We start from the raw sequence: 24,019 nt of genomic DNA on the forward strand, positions 1-24,019 counted from the left end.
TATAACCTTGCATCAATAGAAACGCTCGCAAGAAAATACAGTCACACACCCCAAAGAACACACAAAACACTTCTTCCAGTTTGCGGTGCAGGCCACAGCCAGCACCGGACAAGTTACAGTCTGACGACCATAGCGTCTTGGAACCACTCCTTCCCATCCCGAACAGGACAGTGAAACGGGACCGCGCCAATGATAGTGCACACGCGTGCGTGAAAGTAGGTCATCGTCAGACTCACCAACAAAAACCCCCTGAACAAATGCGTTCAGGGGGTTTATTGCGTCTACAAAGCCGCTTTGTATGCCTGCGGTTCGAACAGCACTACATTCTGATCGCCAGTGCAAAAAGGCCCCGCCCTTTCGGGCGAGGCCTTTCTGAAACGCGTGGCAAGGACCTTCCTCACTTGATTGCGGCCTTGCTGCGGAGCTCTGCATCAAGACGAATGGTCCTGGCCTGGAGAGCAGAGTGGATACGGGTAAAACGTGTGCCTGCAAGTCCCTGTTTTCATTACTGGACTGGCTGGAATACAGGCTTGTCGGGCTGGAGATGAACGAATCTCCCGTTGCGCGGGCTCCATGAAAATGAAAAGGCCCGGCCGGGACATGAATCCCGGTCGGGCCTTTGTTCGTGTTGCGCAGGGATATGGTCAGAGCATCATGACGACCGACTTGGATTCCGTATAGAGATCAAGCACTGCCCGACCCATTTCACGGCCAATGCCGGACTGCTTGTAGCCGCCGAAGGGCATCGAATTGTCGAGGATGTTGTGGCAATTGACCCAGACCGTGCCGGCCTTGATCTTGGGAATGAGGCGGTGCACGCGGGACAGATCGTTGGACCAGATGCTGGCGGCAAGGCCGTAAGGGGTGTCGTTTGCGCGGCGGGCGACTTCGTCCAGGTCCTCGTAGGGCATGGCTACGACGACCGGTCCGAAGATCTCCTCGCGGACGACGCGCATGTCTTCGTGGGTATCGACGAGTACCGTCGGTTTGACGAAGTAGCCTGGTCCGTTGCCGGCGCTGCCGCCAGCGACGGCGCGAGCGCCTTCGTCGAAACCGCTCTTGATGTAGCCGAGGACTCGCTGATGCTGGGCGGCGGAAACCAGGGGACCGATCTGGGTGCCGGGATCGATGCCGGCACCGATCTTCATGCTGTTGGCGATTCCGGAAAGGCCTTCGACGACTTCATCGAAGCGGCTGCGGTGAATGTACAGACGCGAGCCGGCGGTGCACACCTGCCCCTGGTTGAAGAAGATGGCCTGAGCCGCGCCGGCTGCAGCCTGGGCAGGATCGGCGTCATCCAGCACGATTACCGGGCTTTTGCCGCCCAGTTCGAGGGAGAAGCGGGTCATGTTGTCGAGGGCGGCCTTGCCGACCAGCTTGCCGACTTCGGTGGAGCCGGTGAAGGCGACCTTCTCGATGCCCTTGTGGGCGGCCAGGGCTGCGCCTGCGGTGTGACCGTGGCCGGTGACGACGTTAAGTACGCCATCCGGGTAGCCGGCTTCCTGCACAAGTTCGCCGAAGCGCAGGGCAGACAGGGGAGTCTCCTCGGCGGGCTTGAGGATCATGGTGCACCCGGCGGCCAGGGCCGGACCGACCTTCCAGGCTGCCATCAGCAGCGGGAAGTTCCAGGGGATGATGGCACCGACGACACCCACCGGTTCCCGCCTGGTGAAGCCGAAGAATTCCCGGTCGCGCACCAGCGGAACGGAGAGATCCATCGTCGAGCCTTCGATCTTGGTGGCCCAGCCGGCCATGTAGCGCAGGAAGTCGATGGACAGGGCCACGTCCACATGGCGCGCCATGGTGACGGGCTTGCCGTTGTCGATAGCTTCAAGTTCTGCCAGTTCCTGGGCGTTGGCTTCGATCAGGTCGGCGAGGCGGAGCAGCAGGCGCTCCCGGTCGATCGGACGCATGCGGGACCAGTCACCAGCCTCGAAGGCATGCCGTGCGGCGGCCACCGCCCTGTCGATGTCTGCTGCGTCCCCGGCGGGGACCTGGCAGAAGGCTTCGCCGCTGGCCGGGTCGACGACGGGAAGAATGGCGCCGCTCAGCGCCTCGACCCGCTGGCCTCCGATCAGCATGCGCTGGGGACGGGCAAGAAAGGCTGCGGTGCCTTCACTGAGGGGGATGCCGTGGAATGTCTTCATGCGTGTTGTCTCCTTCTATCGGTCTTGTGGTTGTAGTAATGGGTAATCAGCATTCGCCAGGGGTGCCGCGCAGGACTCCGGCGCGGGTGCTTGCCGTGGCCCGGGCCAGTGCCACGGCGTCTTCGTTGAGTTCCAGGTGGGTTGCGAGGCGCTGCATGAGGTGGCCCTCGAGCTTCTCGAGGCCGTCCACATAGGCGACTTCCCAGAGCATGGCGAGGATTTCCTGGCGGTCGGCCAGATCAAAGCCCACCCGCACGGCCTCGGCGAACTCCCAGTCGTCGAGGGCCTCGGCGTAGCGCACCTCGGCGATGCCGAGCAGTTGTTCGACGCGTTCGGGCGGGAGCTGGAAGCGGGCCATCAGCAGTCGTTTGACGGCCTGCTGCTCGACCTCGGAGGCCGAGCGGTCCACATACATGGTCTCCAGCAACAGGGCGGCCACGGCAATCAGGCGGCGCTCGAAGGGGCCCTGCTCGGTGGCTTCTGCCTGCACGTCGCCCCGCAGCAGGCCAATCAGTCTTTCCAGCATGCTTTTTTCCTTCTGCTCAGTGAGTTTGAGGGTCCTGGATCAGGCCGTTCTGACCCAGGAGGATCAGGTTGCCGCCGCTGGCCGCAACGGCAGCCAGGTTCTGTCTGTCATCGCGGATGCCGGTGACGAGCTGGCCGTCCTTGTCCGTGATGGTGGCGCCTCCGGTACCGACCAGCACGAGGTGGCCGTCAGCCTTCTCGACGCCACCGGTCAGGGCCTGGTTGGTGCCGGTCTCGAGCACCTTCCAGTGGTCGCCCAGATCGGTGCTTTCCAGCACCTTGCCGCTCATGCCGAGGAGCAGGAGCTGGCCGCCCTTGCGTTGCAGCCCGCTCCACAGGGAGCCGGTGACGCCGGTGTTCAGGCGCTCCCAGTGTTGGCCGCCGTCCTTCGAGCGGAAGGCGCTGCCGCTTTCACCTGCGGCGAAGAGCGTGCCTTCAGGGCCGGAAAACACATGGTTGAGGTGCAGGTCGGCATCCCGGCCCTCACCGACCTGCATGGGTTCCCAGGACTTGCCGCCGTCGGCGGTTTGCAGGGCGGTACCGTAGGCGCCCACCACGTAGCCGTGGTCGGCGTCGGTGAAGAACACGCTCAGCAGTACCGGCTTGCCGTCGGCAGTGTGCTGGATCGCCCATGTATCGCCGCCATCTCGGGTGACAAGGATGATCCCGCCATGCCCGACGGCCCAGCCGTTCTTGGCATCGGCGAAGCTGACGGAGGTCAGCAGCCCGCTGACGGGCACCGCGGCAGCCTGTTGCCAGGCCTTGCCGCCATCAGTGGAGCGGATGATGGTGCCGTAGTCGCCGACGGCCACGTAGGCGTCGCCTGCGGCGGTGACCGACACCAGGCTGGCGTGGCTGGCGAGCCGGGCCTTCATGGCGGGTACCTCGCCTGCCGGGGAAGTGGGGGCCGGAGAGGTGGCCAGCACGATGCTCGCAGCCAGGCTGGCCAGCAGCGTGAGGCTCGCAGTGAGTTTCAGTTTCATGCGTGCGTCTCCATCAATGCATCATCAGGGGGGCCTTGACCGGTCCGCGCCGAGGGATCAGCACGTCGATCATCACGGCCAGGGCGGGCAGTAGGGTGATGGCCATGATCATGTTCACCATGAACATGAAGGTCAGCAGCATGCCCATGTCGGCCTGGAACTTGAGGGCCGAGAAGGACCAGGTGGCCACACCGATGGACAGGGTCACGGCGGTGAACACGGTGGCTACACCCACCTCGCGAAGGGCCTGCTTGAAGGCGGTGACGATGTCCTCGCCGTGGGACAGGTGCATCTGCAGGCGGTTGTAGATGTAGAAGGCGTAATCCACACCGATGCCCACCGCCAGCACCATCACCGGCAGGGTTGCCACGGTGAGGCCGATGTTCAGGGACTTCATGAACCAGTAGCCCAGGAAGGTGGCCAGGGTGAGCGGCACGCAGCAGGCGATCATGGCGCGCCAGTCGCGATACACCAGGAAGACCAGGATCAGGATGGTGGCATAGACGTAGAGCATCATCGGCAGCTCGGAATGTTCCACCACCTCGTTGGTGGCGGCCTGCACACCGGCGTTGCCGCTGGCCAGCCGGACTGTGACACCCGGGAAGGGGTTGGCGTCCCGGTAGGTCTTCACCGCAGCCACGACCTCCTTGATGGTGCTGGCCTTGTGGTCGGTGAGGTAGAGGTTCACCGGCAGCAGGGTGCAGTCCGCGTTGTAGAGACGCAGGCCTTCCGGCACCTGGCGTACCGCTTCGCCGAGGGTCAGCTCCTCCTGGGGCAGGGAGGCCCACTTGGGATTGCCTTCATTGACGCCGGAGGCGGCCAGCTTGGTCAGGGTCGGCAGGGACTGGGTGGACAACACGCCGGGGACGTTGGTCAGATACCAGGTCAGGCGGTCGGCGTAGGCCATGATCTCGTGCTTGTAGCAGCCGTCCTTGGGCGTCTCGACGACCACCGTGAGCATGTCGAGGCCCAGCCCGAAGCGGCTCACCACGGCTTCCACGTCCTGGTTGTAGCGGGAGTCGTTGTGCAGCTCGGGGGCGCCTGGCAGCACGTGGCCCACATGGCGGCCCTGGCTCTGCCACACCGACACGACCAGCAGCACCAGGCACACCGCGGTGCCGATGAAGGCATTGCGGGGGTTGGCGATATGCACGCCGAGGCCGGCCATCAGGCGGTTGCGCATCTCTTCCACCTTGCTGGCGCGGGCCACGAAGTTCTTGTCGAAGCTGAAGAAGCTGGCCAGCACCGGCAGCATGATGAGGTTGGTGACGATCTTGTAGGCGACCCCCACCGAGGCGGTGATGGCCAGCTCGCGGATCATCGGGATCGGCACCAGCACCAGGGTGGCGAAGCCCACGAAGGCGGTGATCAGGGCCAGCGTACCGGGCACCAGCAGGCCGGTGAAGATGCGCGTGGCGGCGGTGAAGCCGTCGGCGCCGTTGATGACCTCCTTGGCGATGTAATTCACCTGCTGGATGCCGTGGGACACGCCGATGGCGAAGACCAGGAAGGGCACCAGCACGGCCAGCGGATCCAGCCCGAAGCCGAGCAGGGTGATGGTGCCGAACTGCCACACCACCGAGACCAGCGAGGAGGCCAGGGGCAGGAAGGTGAGCACCCAGGAGCGGGTGTACCAGTACACCGCCGCGGCGGTGAGCAGGAAGGCCAGGGCGAAGAACTCGACGACACTGGTGGCGCCCTCGGAGATGTCACCCATCTGCTTGGCAAAGCCGATGATGCGGACGTTGGTGTCGGCATCGGCGAACTTGCTGCGGACTTCATCCTCGAGGCGCTTGCTGAACTCGAAATAGTCCAGGCGCTTGCCAGTGGCCGGGTCCGGGTCGGCCAGCTCGGCCACCACCATGGCGCCCGAGCCGTCATTGGCCACCAGGCTGCCAATGAAGCCGCCGATCACGGCCCGTTCGCGGATGCCGGCGATGTTGTCGGGGGTCAGGGACTTGACCGTCACGTCGCCGCCGATCACGTCCTCGGCCTTCATCCCCTCTTCGGTGATCTGCACGGCCCGGGTATTGGGCGTCCACAGGGAGGTGACGGTGCGCCGGTCGACGCCGGGCATGAAGAACAGGGCCTGGGTGACGTCGTAGAGTTTGGTGAGGGCCTTCTCGTTCCAGATGTCGCCCTTCTTCGCTTCCACCACCACGATGATGCGGTTGGCGCCGAAGAGGACGTCCCGGTACTGGTTGAAGGTCTGGATGTATTCGTGGTCCTGCGGCAGCTGCTTGTCGAAGCCGGCTGACATCTTGAGCTGTGCGGCAAACACCCCCATGAGGGCGGTGAAAGCCAGCAGCACGCCCAGCGTCAGCAGTCGATTTCCGAAGAAGAAGCGCTGCAGACCAATGACCAGTTTCTCGATCATGTTGGGGTTCCTGTCTGGCCGGGGGCGCGAGGCCCCCGGAGTCTGCGGGTCAGAACGAGTAGGAGACGCTGGCGGCCAGGAAGTCCCGGTCGCGCATCAGGTTGTTGTCGCCACCACCGGAGAAGTTGGCGTACTGGAGGGCGCCTTTCCAGCGGTCCCGGTAGTTGGCGAAGACGGACAGGGTCACCGCCTTGCGACCTTCCACGAAGGGCAGGGCATTGGGCGCGGTGCCCTTCACGTCGTGGGCAAAGTCGATCTGCGGTGTGAGGGTGATGCCACTGCCGGCGACGTTAGGGTAGTTGATGCCGATTTCCGCCACATAGCCCCAGGAGGTGCGATTGGGAATGCCATAGTTGGGCAGGAAATAGGGAATGTTGCCGCTGCGGTCGAGGTCAGGGTAGTGGGCCACGGCGGCTTCGGCGAGGATGAAGCCGTCGGTGGCTCCCAGTGCAGTGGCGAGTCCGCCGAGGGGGTCATTGCGGGAGAAGGTGTAGAAGGCAGTGGCGTGATACTGCCACTTCTTGTACTCCACGAAGCCCGGGTGGCGGCCTACGTCATACACGCTGTTCTTGTTGTAGCTACCGCCAAAGATGGAACCGAAGGGCACTGTCGGATCCACCCCCACGCTGTCCCTGGGCCGGAACGACAACTCCATCCCCACCGCCACATCACCGACCTTGGTGTTGCCCGAGATCGCAAACAGGTCGCGGTCTTCTCCGTAGGCCAGGAAGTAGCCGGTCACGGCACCTGTGTTGCTGCCGGTAAAGCCCAGGAAGGGCAGCTTGTCGTGATAGCGCTGGTAGGTGAAGGCGAACTCGGTGTCGATGGACTCGGCGTTGTAGCGGAAGTTGACGCCATACTGACCGCCCTGCTTGGGCTTGGCCTGGCCCAGGTAGGGGACGGCGGTGCCATTCAGGAGCATCTGCCGGTCGGTCAGGCCCGAGCGGTCGCCACAGGGGGTTGGCAGGGCAAAGTCGTTACAGATGGACGTAGGGTAGTAGGCCACCCGGTTGCCCTGCCCGATAACGTCTGCGCCCGAAAAGAAGGTGCCTGCCGGGTCGAACTTGAAGCTGTTCCAGGCAAACTGGTAGTAGGCCTCCATGCCCAGATGCTCGGTCAGGCTGCCGGACCACGACGCCATGGGGGCCGGTATGAACACCTCCTTGATCTGGGTGCCCGGCACGTGAAACTTCTGCAGGTCGATGGCATTGATCTGATTCACGCCACCAAGGATGAAGATGTCCTCACCCCAGGAGATCACCTGGTTGCCCAGCTTCACTTTGCCGCGTTGATCGCCGTAGCGGATCTCCTTGGCCACCCAGGCATCCAGCAAGTTGGCCCGCGAGGTGGCGGACGATTCAGTGACCTCGGTGCGGCGGGTCTGGTCGGCCTTGAAATCATGCAGCCAGTAGAAGCGCGCGAGGGCGCTCCAGCCGTCCGGTGCCTTGAGGGACAGATCGTGGGTACCCTTGAGTGCCATCGAAACGATGTCGCCCTTCTTGTAGTTCAGGGTGCCGTCGTCGAAGTTGGTGTAGTTGAAGTCTGCGTTGGCGTAGCCATTGCTGCCCTGGCGGGCCTGCAGCTGGGTGTTGGAGCCCCGGTTGCTGCCGCCGCTGTCGTTGCCGATGATCCGGGAGTCCGGGGAGGACATGCGCCGGATCGCACCGAACGACACCACCGAGTCGAAACTGCCGGAGAGGCCTTCCTCCGAGCCGAAACGGAAGGCTTGTGAGGGGTCGGACCAGGCCGACAGCGCTGCGGCCACGGCCAGGGTAGCCGGTGCCAGGCCGAGCCGGGCCCGGCGATGGGAAATCGCCTGTGTATTCATGATGGGAATCTCCTGGGTGAGGGCGCGGTGGATCAGCGCTCGCCGCGGCGGCGCAGCTCGTCCTGGCTGAAGGTGCCGGCACTGACGCGGCCTTCCTTGCCGGCGGTGATGTCGAGCACTTCCCCTTCGGCGGTCCAGTTGTCGGTCACGTAGCGGCGGGCCACGAGGTCGTACATCTGGTACTCGTAGGACATGCAGGCGCCCACGTCCGGGGCGGCCCACAAGCTGCCTTCCTGGACACGCCACAGGTTGCCCTTGGCGTCATACATGTCCACGTGCAGCAGGGCCCAGGAGTCCTCGTCGATGTAGAACACGCGCTTGGTGAAGCTGTGGCGCTTGTCACCCTTGACCGTGGCCTCCACGACCCACACCCGGTGATTCTCGTAGCGCATGAAGTCGCGCTTCACGTACTCGGGTCCGAGCATGTCCTTGAACTTGTTCTTCTTGTCGATCAGCTTGTAGTTGTTGTACGGGACGAACATCTCCTTCTTGCCGATCAGCTTGAAGTCGTAGCGGTCGGGTGCCCCGGTGAACATGTTGATCTGGTCGACGAAGTACAGGTTGTCGAAGCCGGCGATCGGGTTGTCATAGGCAAAGGTCGGCGAGCGGCGCACGCGGCGCTGGCCCGGGAAGTAGATCCAGGCGTCCTGCGGCTTGTCCAGGTAGGCGTGGATCAGGTAGCCCTCGCCGGCCCGGGAGGGGGGGCTCTGCACGTCGAAAAGCAGCTTGGAGTCGATCCCTTCGATGTCCTTCAGGGTGTTGTTCTTGGGATCATTGAAGGGATACAGCTCGAAGGCCCACTGTTTGGTCTCGACGAGCGAACCGTCCTTTTCGGGCATCAGGGCAGCAATCTGGGCGCGGCGGCCCAGGCCGGTGTAGCGGGTCTTGTAGTTCCACAGGACCTCGACACCGGTCTTGGGGATCGGGAAGGGCACGCCGGCGGTGTGAGCCTGCTCCAGGCGCCAGCCATCTTCGCCGATCTTGGCGTAAGTGGCGTTCTTCTTGGAGCGCTCTGCCACCAGGTCGGGGGCCGGGCAGCTGCGGTGGGTCGGATAGACGTCGAGCTTGTAGCCCTTGTAGGTCTTGATCAGCGTCGCCTGGCCGGGCGGGATCTTGTCCTGGTACTTGTCAAGGTTGGAGGCGTCCACCGAGAACAGCGGCTTGTCGGCCGCGTAGGGGTCGAGACGGCCGGGCTTCCAGCCGGCGGGCACCTTGGTCATGCCGCCGTCCCAGGCCGGGATGGAACCGTCCTTGTTGCCCGCCTTCTCGGCGCCTATGGGGGTGAGGTCCTTGCCCAGGCGTGCAGCTTCCTGCTCGCTGACGGCAGCATGGGCGGAGGCCGTGAAGGCCAGGGCAAGCGCAAGGCCCAGGGCCCGCGGCCGGAGGTGTGAGGCAGTTTTTTTCATGGGTTACTCCCTGTCGAACGATTAAAGCGGTGGGCTATTGGATCGGGATGCCCCGTTCCGCCAGCCTGGTCACGACCGTCGCCCGGGCGGCGGCCACGTCATCCAGCGGGGCGCTGCGCAGGGCAGTGACCTCGCTTTCGGTGTAAGGGACGAAATCCGCCGGCAGGTTGGCCGGGGCGAAGCTCTGCAGCATCCAGTTGAGAAGGCGGGTCAGCTCGGCGTTGTTGAGGGCCGAGTTGGATGAGCCCGGGACCTTCACCAGGAAGGCCCGGCCTTCCGGAATCTTCACGAAATGGCCGAGCTGGCCACGCATGTCGGGAACGCCGGAATGGGTTGCGCCGTGTCCGTCCGACTGGTGGCAGCCGGCGCAGTGCAGGATGTACTGCAGGCGCGCCGAGCGGTCGCCGTCGGCCATGCCGGTGGCGGGCAGCAGCAGGGTGGCGGTGAGCAGGGCGAGGCGGGCGGCCTTCATGATCCGCTCCCCTTGCGCACGCCGTCCCGCAGCTTGCGCACCTCGTGGGGGGCCAGCTTTTCAGCACGGGCTTCGGCCAGCTCCGCCGCGCTGAAGGGCTGGTGCCCTTCCGGCAGGCTGTCGCCGTTGAAGCCGGTGACCACGTAGTTGAGGACGGCGGCCAGCGCCTCGTCGTCCATCTGGGCGCCGAAGGGCGGCATGGCGCCGGTGTAGCGCTGACCATTCACGGTGATGGGGCCGGTCATGCCGTGGGTCACCACCCGGGGCAGGTAGCCCCGGCCGGCGATCTTCAGGCGTTCACCGAGGGTGCCGGCGAGCGGGGGGGCCAGGCCTGGCACCCCGACGCCGCCGGGTTGGTGGCAGGCCGTGCAGTGGGTGGAGAACAACGCGGCACCGTCTGCTGCCCCCGCAGGCAGGGCCGTGATGCATAGAAGGCTTGCGAGGAGGGCACGCATGACAGCTCCTCAGCCTTGACCGTCGGCGACGCCGACCACCGCTGCCAGGGTGCAATGGAACATCGTCGAGTCGTTGGACATGCACCAGTTGATGTCGTTGTGCACGCCCATCCGGTAGGCCGGACGTTCCCGCTCGTTGGTGTTGCACAGGCAGCGGCCGCAGGCGGTCTTGCCACAGCAGTCGTTGTAGCTGATCAGGTAGTCCTTGCCATCGTCCGGATTGCGGCAGGTGCCGATCCAGGCCACCTTGGACGCCTCGGTGCCCGGCGGGCAGGTGTTGGCGTTGCCGCCGCAGCAGTTGCACAGATAGCCGTCCTGGGCACAGTAGCGCCAGTATTCGCAGTCGGTCTCGCCGGGCTTGGCCTTGGCGGCCTTGCGGGCGGCGCCGGCGGCGGCCTGGGCGCTGCGGTCGAAGGGCAGCACCGGTAGCACGAAGGCGGTGCCCACCAGCAGCTTGCCGACGCGGATCAGGGCGCCGCGGCGCGAGGTCTGTTGCGCCACCGTGCGGGTTTTTCGCTCGAATAGATCATCAAGCCATTTCATGGTTTTCTCTCCTTGGTTGGGGGGCGATCACGCGTGCTGGTGATCGATGAACTCCTGCACGGACGCCACGCCGAGTTCCTTGGCGGTGAACAGGCTCTCGAGCTGTTCGCGGGAGTTCACCAGGCCCTTGGCGACGATGCGGCCCTGTTCGTTCAGCAGCACGGCGTAGGGCAGCTTGGCCACGCGGTAGGCCATGCCGGGTTCGCTGGACAGAAGGTAGGGGAATTCCTTCAGATCGGCCTTTTCATAGAAGGCCAGGTGCTCGGGCTGCTCGCCATCGGAGGTGAGCACCACGCGCAGCCAGTCCTTCTCGGTGTTGTTCACCGAACGGAGGATCGGCAGCAGCTTCTTGCACACCGGGCAGGTGGGCGACAGGAAGAACAGCAGGGTGCTCTTGTCGCCGGGGCGGCCGATGGTGACGCGGGCGTTGCCGACCAGGTTGGGCAGCTCGAAGACCGGCGAGGGCTCGCCGACCTTGGGGCCCGTGTCCATCATCAGCGCGCCCATCGGGGCGACGCGCTCGTACAGCACGCCGATCTGGCGGGCCAGGGCAAACAGTCCGACAAGGGCGGCCAGGACGGCGACCCACAGCAGCACGTTCGAAATCATCAGGGCTTCGTTCATGATCAGTTCCTCAGTTGAATCAGGCGGGGGTGGTTGGCCATCAGCTGGTTGGCCGTGGCGTAGAGTCCGAACAGGGCAAGGGTGCCGCCAGCCACCGACAGGTAGTCGATCCACATCAGTTCGCGGCCGCTGCCGTCCTGGCCACCCAGTACGGCTACAAGCAGCAGCAGGGCGTTGCGGGCGGGCAGGGCCCAAGACAGGGTGGTGTGGCCTTCGGCGCCGCCACAGCCGCAGTCGATCTCGGTGTGGCCGCGCAGCAGGTTGAACACCACGCCGGCGGTGGCCACGCCGAGCACGGTGACGGACAGGAGCAGGCCGATGCTGCGGGTCGAGTCGAACAGCAGCGCCGTGCCGGCCAGCGCCTCGAGCACTGGGAAGCCCCGGGCGAAGAGCGGCACCAGGCTGTCGGGAAGCAGGCGGTAGAGATCCACCGAGGCTTCGAAGACCGCCAGGTCGCGCAGCTTCTGCCAGGCTCCGGTGAGCAGCACCACCGCGATGGCGGCACCGCAGGCGCGGGCCAGGACCGGATCGAGGGCGTCCATCAGTGCAGCTCCATCAGGGTGGGCGTCTCGCCAACGCCTTCCATGCGCTTCGCCAGGCTCAGCTTGCGGCTGGCGTCGAACACGGCGATGGCGGCCTTCACGCCGTCGTAGGCGAACAGCTTCGACCCTTCGCCCTGGCTGACGGCCAGCGCGATGGCGTTCTGGCCCGGGGTGCGCTCGATGCGCTTCCTGCTGGCCAGGTCGATGGTCCAGATCTCCTTGGCCGGGGTCTTGTGGCTGCCTTCCATGCCCTTGTCGTGCATGCCCACATACAGGCGGCCGCTGGCGTTGTGCTGGGCGATCAGCTGGTAGCCGCCCGGGCGCCAGCCCTGCTTGCGGTCGGCGGCGGTGAGGATGGACCAGGGGGTTTCAAAACTAGCCACCTCGGCGCCGACCTTGGCGGTGTAGACGTCGCCGAGGAAGGACACGAAGCGGTAGGTATCCTTGTCCTGCTCCGCGTGGATGAAGATCGGGTCCTTGTCCGCGTCGAAGAACTTGGCGCTGCGCTTCTGGGTGGCGACCTGGCCCTTGTCGTCGAGGCTGACGGTGAGCAGGGTGCCGTCGCCGCACACCGTGGAGAAGCGGCCACCCACGCTGGCGGCGGGCAGGATGCTCCAGCAGCCGGGGGTGGCGATCTCATTGACGGTCTTGCGGGTCTTCAGGTCGATCACCCCCACCGAGGTGGCCGGGGTGGCGTACTGCACGAACAGCCAGCGGCCATCGGCCGACGGGCGGATGGTGCCCTTGTAGTTGAGGGACTGGGCATGGCGGGGCGGCAGCTCCACCTCGCCGGTCTTGGTCAGGGTCTGGGCGTCGTGGATATCCACCACGTCGGTACGCGTGCCGTGGGACAGGCGCGAGTAGTAGGTGGTGGCGACGTAGACCTCGCGGCGGTCGGCCGACAGGATGGGCTGGCCGGCATAGCCGGTGGCGATCACCCCTTCGTAGCGCAGCTTGTCGCCATCGATGACGTGCAGGCGGCCGTCCACGATGTGGCCGATGGAGATGTCCGCCAGGTAGATGCGGTAGGGGCTGGGCGGCGGCAGCTTGCCGACGGTGATGGGTTCCGGGGGCAGTTCGGCGAGCGCACCGCCGCTGGCCGCGAGGGCGAGGGCGGTGGTCAGCAGGCGTCCCGCAAAGGCTTTTCGAAGCACGGTTTCCTCCTTGTTGTCGTGGTGCCCGGGTCAGCCATCTCTCTCTGCTGGGGGGCACCGCCAAGTCCTCCCCCGGCGACGGGATTCGGCCGGGGACCCCGCGGCGCCGGCTGGGGGGCCGGACTGCGGATGAGCGGATCTTGAGCGGGAGCAGGGCAAGTCCGTTATCCGATATTGGCAACGCAAGATTGGTGCAAGTTATTGTCCAAAAAGGGGAATTTCCTGTGCACTGCACCATTTTTGTGCATAGCAGCGCCGTAACTCAAATATCTTGCGGTACTGCCCATAGTGGTATTACTTTAGAAAAATAGAGAGTCGTAAGACCGCGCCTGCACACACCGGAATCGAGAGCCCTGCCATGACACACGCCGCCCAGCCGGACGACGCTGACGCGCATTTTTCCTATGCGCTTGCGCGCTCGGACGATGCGCACGACCACGCCTGCAGCCTGCAGCACTGGAAGCAGCGCTACGAGCAACTTTCCCAGGGGCGCTTCACGGGCGAGGTCGAGGAGGTGTGGTTCGGCAACGTGCAGATCTTCCGGGAGAGCACCAACCAGATCGTTCACGAGGCAGGTGTGGCCTGGGAGGGCTCGCGCACCTTCGGCATTCCGCTGGAGGCCGAAGGTGAAGGCTGGTATTGCGGGGAGATCTTCGACCGGAATTCCATGCTCACCCTGAAGGGCGGCGAAGAGCTGGACTTCCGCACCCCGCGCAAGCTCGACATCCTGGCCGTGACGGCCGACATGCAGGTCTTCAGCGATTACGCCAAACGTGTCGAGGGGCGCGACATCGAAGCCGAAATCGGCAGGCAGCGGGTGATCTGTTCGGTGCCCGAGAAAGCAGAGGAATTGCGCTCCTTCCTGCTCACCGCCCTCAATACCGTCAAGGCCGCGCCGCACCTTCTTGAACACGCAGCGATGCGCAAGGCACTGGAACAAGCCATTTTTGGCAGCCTGCTAGCCGCAATCGGCAACGGCAATGGCCAGGAAGTGGCCCGGCCGGCCTCCACGAGTGAAACCAGGCGCCAGATCGTCAACCGGGCCCGCGACTACATGCGCCAGCATGTGGATGGGCCCATCACCATGGCCGACCTGTGCGCCGAGCTCAATGTGTCCCGGCGTACCCTGCAATACAGCTTCCAGGATGTGCTCGACCTGAACCCGGTCGGTTTCCTGCGAGCGATGCGCCTCAACGGTGTCCGGCGCGCCCTGCGCCAGGCCGAGGAGCATGTGTCGGTGGCCGACGTGGCGGCCAGCTGGGGCTTCTGGCACCTGTCCCATTTCGCGGCCGACTACAAGGCCATGTTCGGCGAGCTGCCTTCCGAAACCCTGCGCGCCGGCAGCGTCCGGCGCCTGTCGGTGCCGTCCGGCTGAGCCTGCGGCAGTCTCCCGCCAATTCCCGGTTTTCAGTGGATGCCGTAGTTGAAGGCCAGTTCGATGCGTTGCTGGCGGTTCAGTCGTTCCAGCCCGATCAGCCTGCCGCCCTCGGTCTTCAGGCCGTAGCGGGCCTGAATTTCCGGCAGATGCCGGGAAGCGCGCCGGAAGCGGCCGGCGTAGGCATCCACCGGCAACAGGTACAGGTGGGACGCCCAGTACAGTGCGCCCGGCTTCAGCGCCAGGCCGTTCAGCTGTCGCACATGGTGGCAATGGCGCACGTCGGTGTATATGACCAGCGCGTTGTAGCCGCGCTCACCCACGAAGTCATAGCAGCGCCGGGCATCCGGAATGAAGAGGCTCCAGCCGTCGCAGGAGAAGGCGTGAGGTGAAAGATCGACGAGCTGTCCCTCCGGCGACAGCCACACCGAATGGAAGGTGAAGCCGTGGGCGCCGCGCTGCAGGTCTGCCGGCGCCGGCACGGAATGCAGCCAGCCATAGCATTGCCGCCCGCCGTGGCGGGCCACCTGGTCGCGGACCACGGCGTGGCAGAACAGGTCACTGCCTTCCCTGGCTGCGCCCGGATGGCGGACCCGCAACGGGCCGTGCCCGGCGAAATCGCGCATGCGCTGCTCGACGAGGGAGGGAAGCGGGGGGATTGGCATGGGGTTCCTTGCGGCATTCCGCACTACGCACTATTTTGGCATGTGCCCTGTGAGTAAGGCGCGGGACGCCGCCATTGGGCGCGATAATGCAAAAAAGAATGTCGGGGAGACGCTGGCGCATGACAAGAATGCCTGGAGCAGGCTGGCTGTTGCCAGGCGCCCTGCGGACGGCCGTGATCGCGATCGTCCTGCTGGTGCCGCCGGTCTACTTTGCCGCGCTGGTCGGCGAGGAAGAGCAGATGACCCACCGCCTGCGCTTCGAGCAGCTCGCCGCCACCCAGGTCAACACCATCCGCCGGGAGGTGCTGGTCACCTACGATCTGCTCAAGACCCTCACCGAGCACTTCGAGATGACCGGCGACGACAGCGCCAGTGGCTTTCGCCGGATCACCGCCCCGCTGCTGCGTGACCACCCCTACCTGCAGGCCATCGGCCTCAATCCGCGGGTGGGGCGTAGCGAGCGGGTGGCCTTCGAGGCGCGTATCCGCAAGGAGATCCCCGACTTCGCCATCACCGAGGCGGTGGCGCCAGGCCAGTTCCGGCCGGCCGCAGATCGTGACGAGTACTACCCCTTCCTGCGCGTCGAGCCGCTCGCCAGCAACCACCAGGCCCAGGGCTTCGACAGCCTCACCGATCCGGGCGGGCCGCGTGGGGCACCGGGCAGCGAGCGGCTGGCTGCATTCCGGCGGGCTGCCCGGTCGGGAGAGATGGCCACCACCGGGCCGATCCGCCTGGCCCTGGAGAGGGCCAGCGGGGCGACCGGCGTGATCGTCTTCTCGCCGATCGAGGGGCCGGCAGACGGGCCGCTGGCCGGTTTCCTCACCCTGGTCATCCGCATCGGCGACCTGGTCGGCGCGGCGCGCGGCAGTGTCGGCGCCCAGAGCGAATCCCTCGCCATCTCGATCGACGACATCGGGGCGGATGGCCGCCCGCAGGCCCTGCACATGGAGGCCGGGGCTGCCACGGCCGCCGCCTACGAGGAGACGATCAAGCTGCCGGACGGCAGGGCCTGGCGCGTGAGCATCCGTGCCCGCGAGGAGGTCCCGGGTCGCGGGCGGAACAATGCCATGTGGGTCACCCTGGCTGGCGGGCTGCTGGTCAGCCTGACGCTGGGCATGCTGATCCATGCCCTGGCCAGCCGCAACCGGGTCATCGGCAGCAAAGTCGAGGAACAGACTGCCAAGCTGACCCGCGCCAATGCCGAACTGGCCACCGAGCGCCAGCGCTACCAGCAGATCCTGCGCACCGCCACCGATCTTGTGCACATCTTCGACGAAGACCGCAGGCTGCACGAAGTCAGCGATTCCTTCGTTGCGCATCTGGGCTACACCCGCGAGGAGCTACAGGGGCTCAAGGTCAGCGACTGGGATACCGGCTTCCCGGAGGCGGCATTGAGCGAGCTGTTCGAGCGCATGAGCCGGGAGCCCACCACCTTCGAGACCCGGCATCGTCGGCGCGATGGCAGCCTGCGCGACGTGGAGATCTTCGGTGGAGCGGTGGTGATCGACGGCAGGCGCTACGTGTATTGCTCCGCCCGGGACATCACCGAGAAGCGCCAGATCGCCGGGGAGCTGGAACAGCACCGCCACCACCTCGAGGAAATGCTCGCCGAGCGGACGCGTGACCTGACCCGCGCCAACGCCCAGCTGATCGAGGCCAGGGACGAGGCCGAGCGGGCCAACCAGGCCAAGAGCAGCTTCCTGGCCAACATGAGCCACGAGATCCGCACCCCCCTGAACGCCATCACCGGCATGGTGCATCTGATCCGCCGCTCCGGGTCCATGCCCGAGCAGGCCGCGCGGCTCGAGAAGATCGACGTGGCGGGGCGGCACCTGCTGGAGATCATCAATGCCATTCTGGACTTGTCGCAGATCGATGCCGGCAAGTTCGTGCTCGATGAAGTTCCGTTGCGCGCCCCGGCGATTGTCCGCAACGTGGCCTCCATCCTGGCCCAGGAAGCCCACAACAAGGGCCTGCGCCTGGACGTGGATGTGGACCCGGAAGCCCTGCCCGAGCCCCTGCTGGGCGACACGACCCGCCTCAGCCAGGCCTTGCTGAACTACGGGACCAACGCGGTGAAGTTCACCGACCGCGGTGCGGTGACCCTGCGCCTGCGCGTGCTCGAGAAGCAGGCCGACAGCGTGGTGCTGCGCTTCGAGGTTCAGGACAGCGGCATCGGCATCCCGGCCGACAAGATCGGCAAGCTCTTTTCCCCCTTCGAGCAGGCCGACAACTCGATCCGGCGCCTCTATGGCGGCACCGGGCTGGGCCTGGTCATCACCCGCCGCCTGGCCCAGCTGATGGGCGGTGACGCCGGTGTGACGAGCACGCCTGGCGAGGGCAGCGTCTTCTGGTTTTCAGCCAGACTCAAGCTGGCGGCCGCGGTGCAGCCCGAGGAGCAGGCAGGCAATGATGCGTCGCCGGAGCTGCAGCTCGGGCGGGCGCATGCCGACTGCCGGGTCCTGCTGGTGGAGGACGAGCCGGTCAATCAGGAGGTGGTCATCGAGCTGCTGGCGGAATTCCTGCCGCACATCGATACCGTGGAGAACGGACTTGAGGCTGTGCGCAAGCTTGAGGCACAGGCCTACGACCTGGTGCTGATGGACATGCAGATGCCGCGGATGGATGGACTCGAGGCCACCCGGCGCATCCGCAGCCTGCCCAACGGCGCCACCGTCCCGATCCTGGCGATGACCGCCAACGCCTTTGCCGAGGACCGGGCGCGCTGCCTGGAGGCCGGCATGGATGATTTCGTCGCCAAGCCGGTCGACCCGGCGCTGCTCTACGCCGCCGTGCTGAGGCAGCTCGAGGCGGCGTCCTGCAGCTAGGCCCTGCCGGGCCCGCTCAGGTCTTGAAGTGGGTCACCGCCTGGCGCAGGCGGGTGGCGAGCTCTTTCATGCCGATCGCCTGGGCCCGGTTGTGGCCGGAAGAGCTGGCATTGCTCTCGGCCATCCGGGATATCTCCTCGACCTGCTGGGCGATGTTGCCGCTGGCACTCGATTGTTCCTGGGTGGCCGCGGCGATGTCGTGTACCACCCCGGTGGCGTGGCTGTTGCGCTCCTCGATGCGAGCCAGCACATCACTGATGCTGCTGATGTGACCCAGGCCGGCATCCATCCGGCTGCGCACCGTCTGCATGCGGCTGGCGGCCTGGTTGGTCTCGGCGCCGATGCTGCTGATCATGCTGGCGATTTCGTGGGTGGACTGGGCAGTCCGCTCGGCCAGCTTGCGCACCTCGTCGGCCACCACGGCAAAGCCGCGCCCCTGTTCGCCGGCGCGGGCGGCCTCGATGGCGGCATTGAGGGCGAGCAGGTTGGTCTGGTCCGCAATCTCCCGGATCACGTCGACGATCCGGGCGATGTCGGCCGATTTGGCACCGAGGGCCACGACGCCTTCTGCGCTGACATGGAGCTCCTCGGCCAGCTGACGCAGATCCGAGGTGGCTACGCCGACGACCTGGCGCCCTTCGGCGGAACCGCTGCGGGCCTGCTCGGCAGCCTGGGCGGCTTCCCGGGCGTGGTCGGCCACCTGGCTGATGCTCACCGACAGCTCTTCCACCGCGGCCGCCATGCCGGTGGCGGCCTGGCTCTGCTGGGCCGAGGCGGTGGCCACCTCGGCGGATGAGCCTTCCTGCTGGCGGGCGCTGGCATCGATCTCCTCCGTTGCCCGGGCAATGTCGCGGATCAGCGCGGCGAGGGCGGCCAGGGTGGCGTTGAGCGCCGTGGACAGCACGTCCACCTCATTGGCGCTGCTGGCCGGCCCTTCGCGGAAGCGGAAGCTGAGCTGGCCCTGCTGCACCTGACGCAGGCCTTCCACCATGCCCTTGAGCGGCGACAGGCCATTGCGGATGGCCAGGAACAGTACCAGGATGATGATCAGGCCGGAGGCCGCCGAGGCGATCATCAGCAGGTTGCGCAGGTGCAGCGCATCCTCGAGGAATTCCGCCACCGGGCCGGTGGCGCCGATGACCCAGTCCCACTTGCTGGAGTAGATGAAGACCATCAGTTTCTTCTCCATCCCGCCGTCGGCGGTGGGCCAATCGTAGATGAGAGTGCCTTCCCTGGCCTTGATCTGGTGGCGGGTCACCGCCTTCACGTAGTCGGGCAGGTCGGCGTCGCTCTTGCCCTCGAGCTTGGGATGCAGGGCGAAGCGCACCGCCTCGGACTTGGGCTCCTGGGCCACCGCGTACAGGTAGCCGGTGCGCGCCACGGAGATCTTGCGCATCTGCTCGCGCAGGGCCTGCAGGCCGGCCTTCTCGAGGTCGAGGCGGATCGCGATGGCGGCGATCACCGCGTTGTGGCTGTCCTTCAGCGGGGCGTAGCCGACCATCACGTACTTGCCGTCACGGATCGCCAGGTCGATCACCGATTCGCCGGCAATCAGCTTCTGGCGCATGTCGACGCGCACCGAGGGCATCAGCTTCTTGCCGAACATGCCGGTGGCGGGCTGGCCCTGCACATAGCCGGAGACATAATGGAATTCGTCTCCCCTGCGCACCATCAGCACGTTGTCCAGCTCGGTCTGCTCCAGGAAAGTCCTCTGCCGTGCCAGGTTGGCGTTGAGGACTTCTCCGTTCAGACTGAGCACCGGCACATCGGCGTCGCCCATGCGGGTGGTGTCGGCACTGCGCTCCAGGCGGCCGTCGTACTGGCGGGCCATCTGGCGCAGGCTGCGTTCGGCGCGGCTGCGTTCGCTGTCGTAGGCAAGGTCGAGCAAGGCCCGCACCGACTCGATCTGGCGCTTCACGTCGGCCTCGGCGTTGTCGAGGGCAAAGCGGGTGACCTGCTGATGCACGACGAAGGCGAGAATGCCGGTCACGATCAGGACGATGCTCGCCGCGTAGAGTGCGAGCTTGCTGGCAAGGGACAGTCTGTGGAAGCGGGTCATGCAAATGGGCTTGAAAATGTTAAAAAGAATTTCTGATGGTAATATAAAAAACATGAATGTTCACGTAATCGAAAGCGCCGGGCCGGGTACCGGCCGGGGCCGCCCGATGCAGTGCCTGAGCCGTCTCCTCCTCGGGCTGGCCCTGCCCTTAGTCCTTGCCGCGCCCTGTCAGGCAGCCGATGCATCCCTGCAGCAGTGGGTGGACGGTGCCCAGCGCAGCGAACGCAACCGGCTCCGTGACCCGGCCCGCAAGCCGCTGGAAACCCTCGCCTTCTTCGGCCTGAAGGACGATCAGACGGTGGTCGAGGTGTGGCCGAGCGTCGGCGCCTGGTGGTTCGAGATCCTGGCACCCTATCTGCGCGACCGCGGCCGCTACATCGCCGCCCTGCACGAGGGTGATCACAACCCCGCCGCGGCACAGGCCGAACACGAAGCCATCAAGGCGCGCATCGCGGCGCAGCCCGGGCTGTACGGCAAGGTCGTGCTGGCCGGCAGCCCCGGCCTGGCCGACGGCGTGGCACCGGCTTCGGTGGACCTGGTGCTGACCTTCATGAACCTCCACAACTGGATCACCGACGGCAATGCGGAAGCCGTCATCCGCGAGTTCCACAGCGTGCTCAAGCCCGGTGGCGTGCTCGGCGTGGTGGACCACCGGGCCCGCCTCGACCGGCCTGCCGACGAGCAGTTGAAGGCCGGCTACCTGCGCGAGGACGCGGTCATCGCGCTGATCGAGAAGGCCGGCTTCCGCCTGGAAGCCCGTTCCGGGATCGCCGACAACCCGCGGGACACCAAGGACCATGCCGCCGGGGTGTGGAGCCTGCCGCCCACCCTGAGGCTCAAGGAGGTGGATCGGGCGCGCTACCTGGCGATCGGCGAGAGCGACAAGTTCACCCTGCGTTTCGTCAAGCTGGCACCCCATTAGGCGGCCTTGCGGCCGTCCAGCCTCCAGCGGGGAGCGGACGGAGCGCAAGGCGGGGCGCGCGATTCCGGCGGGCGCTGCCGACGGCGGCGTTTTGTAGTAGCCTTGCCCGCTTTTTGGACGTCCATTTCCGGTATGGCGCGAGGTTTGCCGCGTACGAGTCTCTCTGCTTCCGCGCTCGTCCGCACCCTCGAGGAACTGGCGGTGGCAGACCCCGCCGACACGCGTCAGTCCTTTGGCGAACGGGTCGGGCAGTGGCTGGATTTCAAGGATGCGATCACGCTCTATTCCGTGCTCAATGGTGGCGCGGGAGGGGCTGCGAGGCCTCCGGCCGGAGCATCGTCCGGGGCGCGTGCCGCCCTGCAGGATGAGCTGGTCCGCGTGAGAAACACCCTGACCGAGGCGATCCAGGCCGACGGCCTGCTGGACCCCGGCCGGACAACGAAGAAGCTGCATCCCGCAGCCATGCCTGGCAGTACTGAGGGCACGGCCGATTTCGTGCCCTGCCACCGGTATTACCTGGCCCATCAACGGAACATGAGTACCAGCATCGGCGCTTTGCGCGCCCAGGCGCGCGCGGTGCTGGCCGAGCATTCACCCTCCCTCAAGCGGCTGGCAGCCCTGGATGGCGTGCTGGAACAGGCCCTGGGGGCCCGTGAGCGCAGCCTGCTGGCGACCCTGCCCCAGCTGCTGTCCAGGCGTTTCGAGCATCTGTTCGAGATGCACCGGCGTGCGCTGCTCGATGGGCAGGCGCCGGACGATCCGGACCAGTGGTTGCAGCCGGGTGGCTGGCTGGCCACCTTCTGCAGGGACATGCATGGCGTGCTGATGGCAGAACTGGAGCTGCGCCTGCAGCCGGTCCTGGGGCTGGTCGAGGCACTTGGCAAGGAAGTCACGGAGTAGCGATGAATACAAGGATGTGTTGGGCGGCCTTTTTCGTGGGCCTGGCTGCCGTGGTCTGGGTCGGTGCCGGCTATATCGGCGGGAGTCCGCTGGCCCTTGCCATGACGCTGGTCATCGGGGTGGTCTACGTCATCGGCGCACTGGAATTGCGGCGCTTCCACCAGGCGACGGCGTCGCTGGCCGGCGCGCTGGCGGCGATTCCCGAGGATCTGCCCAGCCTGGACGAGTGGCTGCGTTCGCTGCATCCGACCCTGCAGAACCCGGTGCGCCTGCGCATCGAAGGGGAGCGGGTGGGCCTGCCCGCGCCGGCGGTCACGCCCTACCTGGTGGGGCTGCTGGTGCTGTTGGGGATGCTGGGCACTTTCCTCGGCATGGTGGTGACCCTCAACGGCGCCGTGCTGGCCCTCGAGAGCACCACCGACCTGCAGACCATCCGTGCCTCCCTGGCAGCCCCGGTGAAGGGCCTCGGGGTGGCCTTCGGCACCTCGGTGGCCGGTGTGGCGGCCTCGGCGATGCTGGGCCTCGTCTCGGCCCTGTGCCGGCGCGAACGGCTGCAGGTGTCGCAGGGGCTTGATGGCCGCATCGCCACCGTGCTGCGCCGCTTCTCCATGGCCCACCAGCGCCAGGAGACCTTCCAGGCCCTGCAGCTCCAGGCCCGTGCCCTGCCCGAGGTGGTGGGCAGCCTGCAGAGCATGATGGCGCAGCTGGAACGGCACAACCAGCAGTTGAGCGAGCGCCTGCTGGCCAACCAGGAAAGCCACTACCGCGAGGCCAAGGGCTTGTACACCGGGCTGGCCGCCGCCGTCGATGTGTCGCTCCGCGAGAGCCTGAGCGAAAGCGCCCGCCTGGCCGGCGAGACCATCCGGCCGGTGGTGGAGGCGACCCTGTCCGGCATCGCCCGCGAGACCCACGCCCTGCAGGGCAGCCTGGGTGCCACCGTGGAGACGCAGCTGAATGGCCTGGCCGAGCGCTTCGACCGCAGCGTGACCGGCGTGGCCGACACCTGGACCCAGGCCCTGGCGACCCACGCCCAGACCAGCGCAGCCCTGCACCAGCACCTCCGCGAGGCGCTGGACGCCTACGCCGACAGCTTCGAGCAGCGCTCCGCCGGCCTGCTGGCCTCGGTGGCGCAAACCCACTCCGCCCTGCAGACAGACCTGGCTACCACTGTGGCTGCGGCGGCCCAGGACACCCGCAGGCTGCACGAGCAACTGGCCGGTGCGGTGGAAGCCCGCCTCGATGGCCTGTCGACCCGCTTCGAGCACAGCGTCGGCACCGTGACCACGGGCTGGACCGATGCGCTGGCCCGCCATGAGCGCACCAGCGGGCAACTGAGCCAGGACACCCGGGACGCCCTGGCCGCCTTCGTGGCCCGCTTCGAGACGGGGGCGACGGAGCTGCTCGCCACCGTCCGCGAGGCCCATGCCGGCCTGCAGGCCGACTCGGCAGCCCATGACCAGCAGCGCCTGGCGGCCTTCACCGGGGTGGTGGAGTCCATCACGGCGTCGCTGCAGCGGGAATGGCAGGAGGCCGGTGTGCAGGCCGCCGCCCGCCAGCAGCAGCTGTGCGAGACCCTGGCCGGCACGGCCCGCGAGATCGGCGCCAGCACCCGGGAGCAGGCTACCCGCACCATCGACGAGGTGGCCCGCCTGATGCAGACCGCCGCCGAAGCCCCTCGGGCCGCCGCCGAGGTGATCGGGCAACTGCGCCAGGAGCTCTCCGCCAGCATGGCGCGGGACAACACCCTGCTCGAAGAGCGCAGCCGCATCATGGAGACCCTGGGCTCCCTGCTGGACGCCATCAACCACGCCTCCACCGAGCAGCGCGGGGCGATCGATGCCCTGGTGGCATCGTCCTCCAGCCTGCTCGAAAGGGTCGGCAGCCGCTTCGAGGCGCGCGTGGACACCGAAGCCGGCAGGCTTGCCGAGCTTGCCGCCCAGGTGAGCAGTGGGGCCGTCGATGTGGCCAGCCTGGGCGAAGCCTTCGGCTTTGCGGTGGAACTGTTCAGCGAATCGAACGACAAGCTGATGAGCGCCCTGGAGCGCGTCGAAACCGCCCTGGGCGCCTCGATGGCGCGCAGCGACGAGCAACTGGCCTACTACGTGGCCCAGGCCCGCGAAGTGATCGATTTGAGCATCCTGTCGCAACGCCAGATCGTCGAAGACCTGCAGCGCCTGGGCAGCCAGCCGGCGGCCGTGGCCGGCGGGGTATGAG

At 66.4% G+C, this 24,019-nt stretch carries 19 protein-coding genes and 1 rRNA gene; 6 read left to right on the forward strand and 14 right to left on the reverse strand.

The annotated features are described in order from the left end of the window. The first annotated feature begins 119 nt into the window (after nucleotides 1–119). Nucleotides 120–232: ribosomal RNA gene (gene rrf / locus HHL15_RS22480) — 5S ribosomal RNA — on the forward strand. 412 nt (nucleotides 233–644) lie between these two features. On the opposite strand, the gene HHL15_RS22485 is transcribed toward rrf, so the two are convergent. Genes HHL15_RS22485 through HHL15_RS22540 form a run of 12 tightly spaced genes read right to left on the reverse strand, consistent with a single transcriptional unit; the run spans nucleotide 645 to nucleotide 13,056 of the window. Further along, complete coding sequence (locus HHL15_RS22485) at nucleotides 645–2,147, reverse strand: aldehyde dehydrogenase family protein (RefSeq protein ID WP_169148060.1); 1,503 nt, start codon at nucleotides 2,145–2,147, stop codon at nucleotides 645–647. A gap of 46 nt (nucleotides 2,148–2,193) precedes the next feature. Beyond that, on the reverse strand, nucleotides 2,194–2,673 hold the full coding sequence (locus HHL15_RS22490) for a tellurite resistance TerB family protein (protein ID WP_169148061.1): 480 nt from the start codon (nucleotides 2,671–2,673) through the stop codon (nucleotides 2,194–2,196). Nucleotides 2,674–2,689: 16 nt separating this feature from the next. Further along, nucleotides 2,690–3,655 (reverse strand): WD40/YVTN/BNR-like repeat-containing protein, encoded by a 966-nt coding sequence (locus HHL15_RS22495; RefSeq protein ID WP_169148062.1) that lies wholly within the window; start codon nucleotides 3,653–3,655, stop codon nucleotides 2,690–2,692. Between the two features lie 13 nt (nucleotides 3,656–3,668). Continuing rightward, nucleotides 3,669–6,032: an efflux RND transporter permease subunit gene (locus tag HHL15_RS22500; protein ID WP_169148063.1), complete on the reverse strand. Its 2,364-nt coding sequence runs from the start codon at nucleotides 6,030–6,032 to the stop codon at nucleotides 3,669–3,671. 49 nt (nucleotides 6,033–6,081) lie between these two features. Beyond that, nucleotides 6,082–7,860: a DUF1302 domain-containing protein gene (locus HHL15_RS22505; protein ID WP_169148064.1), complete on the reverse strand. Its 1,779-nt coding sequence runs from the start codon at nucleotides 7,858–7,860 to the stop codon at nucleotides 6,082–6,084. Between the two features lie 32 nt (nucleotides 7,861–7,892). Further along, nucleotides 7,893–9,266, reverse strand: coding sequence for a DUF1329 domain-containing protein (locus HHL15_RS22510; protein WP_169148065.1), 1,374 nt, complete (start codon nucleotides 9,264–9,266; stop codon nucleotides 7,893–7,895). A 34-nt stretch (nucleotides 9,267–9,300) separates the two neighbouring features. Then, nucleotides 9,301–9,738: a c-type cytochrome gene (locus tag HHL15_RS22515; protein ID WP_169148066.1), complete on the reverse strand. Its 438-nt coding sequence runs from the start codon at nucleotides 9,736–9,738 to the stop codon at nucleotides 9,301–9,303. Next, nucleotides 9,735–10,193, reverse strand: a complete 459-nt coding sequence (locus HHL15_RS22520; RefSeq protein WP_169148067.1) for a c-type cytochrome — start codon at nucleotides 10,191–10,193, stop codon at nucleotides 9,735–9,737. Before HHL15_RS22520 ends, HHL15_RS22515 begins: the two co-directional genes overlap by 4 nt. Before the next feature lie 9 nt (nucleotides 10,194–10,202). After that, nucleotides 10,203–10,736 (reverse strand): methylamine dehydrogenase light chain, encoded by a 534-nt coding sequence (locus HHL15_RS22525; RefSeq protein WP_169148068.1) that lies wholly within the window; start codon nucleotides 10,734–10,736, stop codon nucleotides 10,203–10,205. Nucleotides 10,737–10,763: 27 nt separating this feature from the next. After that, nucleotides 10,764–11,360 (reverse strand): methylamine dehydrogenase accessory protein MauD, encoded by a 597-nt coding sequence (gene mauD, locus HHL15_RS22530; protein ID WP_169148069.1) that lies wholly within the window; start codon nucleotides 11,358–11,360, stop codon nucleotides 10,764–10,766. Between the two features lie 2 nt (nucleotides 11,361–11,362). Beyond that, nucleotides 11,363–11,902: a MauE/DoxX family redox-associated membrane protein gene (locus HHL15_RS22535; protein ID WP_169148070.1), complete on the reverse strand. Its 540-nt coding sequence runs from the start codon at nucleotides 11,900–11,902 to the stop codon at nucleotides 11,363–11,365. Beyond that, nucleotides 11,902–13,056 (reverse strand): amine dehydrogenase large subunit, encoded by a 1,155-nt coding sequence (locus HHL15_RS22540; RefSeq protein WP_169148071.1) that lies wholly within the window; start codon nucleotides 13,054–13,056, stop codon nucleotides 11,902–11,904. The genes HHL15_RS22535 and HHL15_RS22540 overlap by 1 nt, the downstream gene beginning before the upstream one ends. Before the next feature lie 358 nt (nucleotides 13,057–13,414). Between HHL15_RS22540 and HHL15_RS22545 the strand changes: the two genes are divergently transcribed. Then, entirely contained in the window at nucleotides 13,415–14,431 is a 1,017-nt protein-coding gene (locus HHL15_RS22545) for a helix-turn-helix domain-containing protein (protein ID WP_169148072.1), read from the forward strand. Nucleotides 14,432–14,463: 32 nt separating this feature from the next. Here HHL15_RS22545 and HHL15_RS22550 read toward each other — a convergent pair whose 3' ends face one another. Next, the gene (locus tag HHL15_RS22550) at nucleotides 14,464–15,096 is read right to left on the reverse strand and encodes a hypothetical protein (protein WP_169148073.1); all 633 of its coding nucleotides are present in this window, start codon (nucleotides 15,094–15,096) and stop codon (nucleotides 14,464–14,466) included. 119 nt (nucleotides 15,097–15,215) lie between these two features. Between HHL15_RS22550 and HHL15_RS22555 the strand changes: the two genes are divergently transcribed. Next, complete coding sequence (locus HHL15_RS22555; protein WP_169148074.1) at nucleotides 15,216–17,924, forward strand: CHASE domain-containing protein; 2,709 nt, start codon at nucleotides 15,216–15,218, stop codon at nucleotides 17,922–17,924. Nucleotides 17,925–17,940: 16 nt separating this feature from the next. Here the strand turns inward: HHL15_RS22555 and HHL15_RS22560 are convergent, their stop codons facing one another. Then, on the reverse strand, nucleotides 17,941–19,983 hold the full coding sequence (locus tag HHL15_RS22560) for a methyl-accepting chemotaxis protein (RefSeq protein WP_169148075.1): 2,043 nt from the start codon (nucleotides 19,981–19,983) through the stop codon (nucleotides 17,941–17,943). Nucleotides 19,984–20,035: 52 nt separating this feature from the next. On the opposite strand from HHL15_RS22560, the gene HHL15_RS22565 reads away from it, so the two are divergent. The 3 genes from HHL15_RS22565 (at nucleotide 20,036) to HHL15_RS22575 (ending at nucleotide 24,018) form a co-directional block, all read left to right on the forward strand. Further along, on the forward strand, nucleotides 20,036–20,905 hold the full coding sequence (locus HHL15_RS22565; protein ID WP_206198928.1) for a class I SAM-dependent methyltransferase: 870 nt from the start codon (nucleotides 20,036–20,038) through the stop codon (nucleotides 20,903–20,905). Between the two features lie 144 nt (nucleotides 20,906–21,049). After that, a complete protein-coding gene (locus tag HHL15_RS22570) occupies nucleotides 21,050–21,805 on the forward strand; it encodes a DUF3348 domain-containing protein (RefSeq protein WP_235943613.1) in 756 nt (251 codons plus the stop codon). Nucleotides 21,806–21,807: 2 nt separating this feature from the next. Further along, nucleotides 21,808–24,018 (forward strand): DUF802 domain-containing protein, encoded by a 2,211-nt coding sequence (locus HHL15_RS22575; protein ID WP_169148077.1) that lies wholly within the window; start codon nucleotides 21,808–21,810, stop codon nucleotides 24,016–24,018. Nucleotide 24,019 lies beyond the last annotated feature (1 nt).

It is taken from the genome of Zoogloea dura (assembly GCF_012927165.1).
GTDB classification, from domain to species: domain Bacteria; phylum Pseudomonadota; class Gammaproteobacteria; order Burkholderiales; family Rhodocyclaceae; genus Zoogloea; species Zoogloea dura.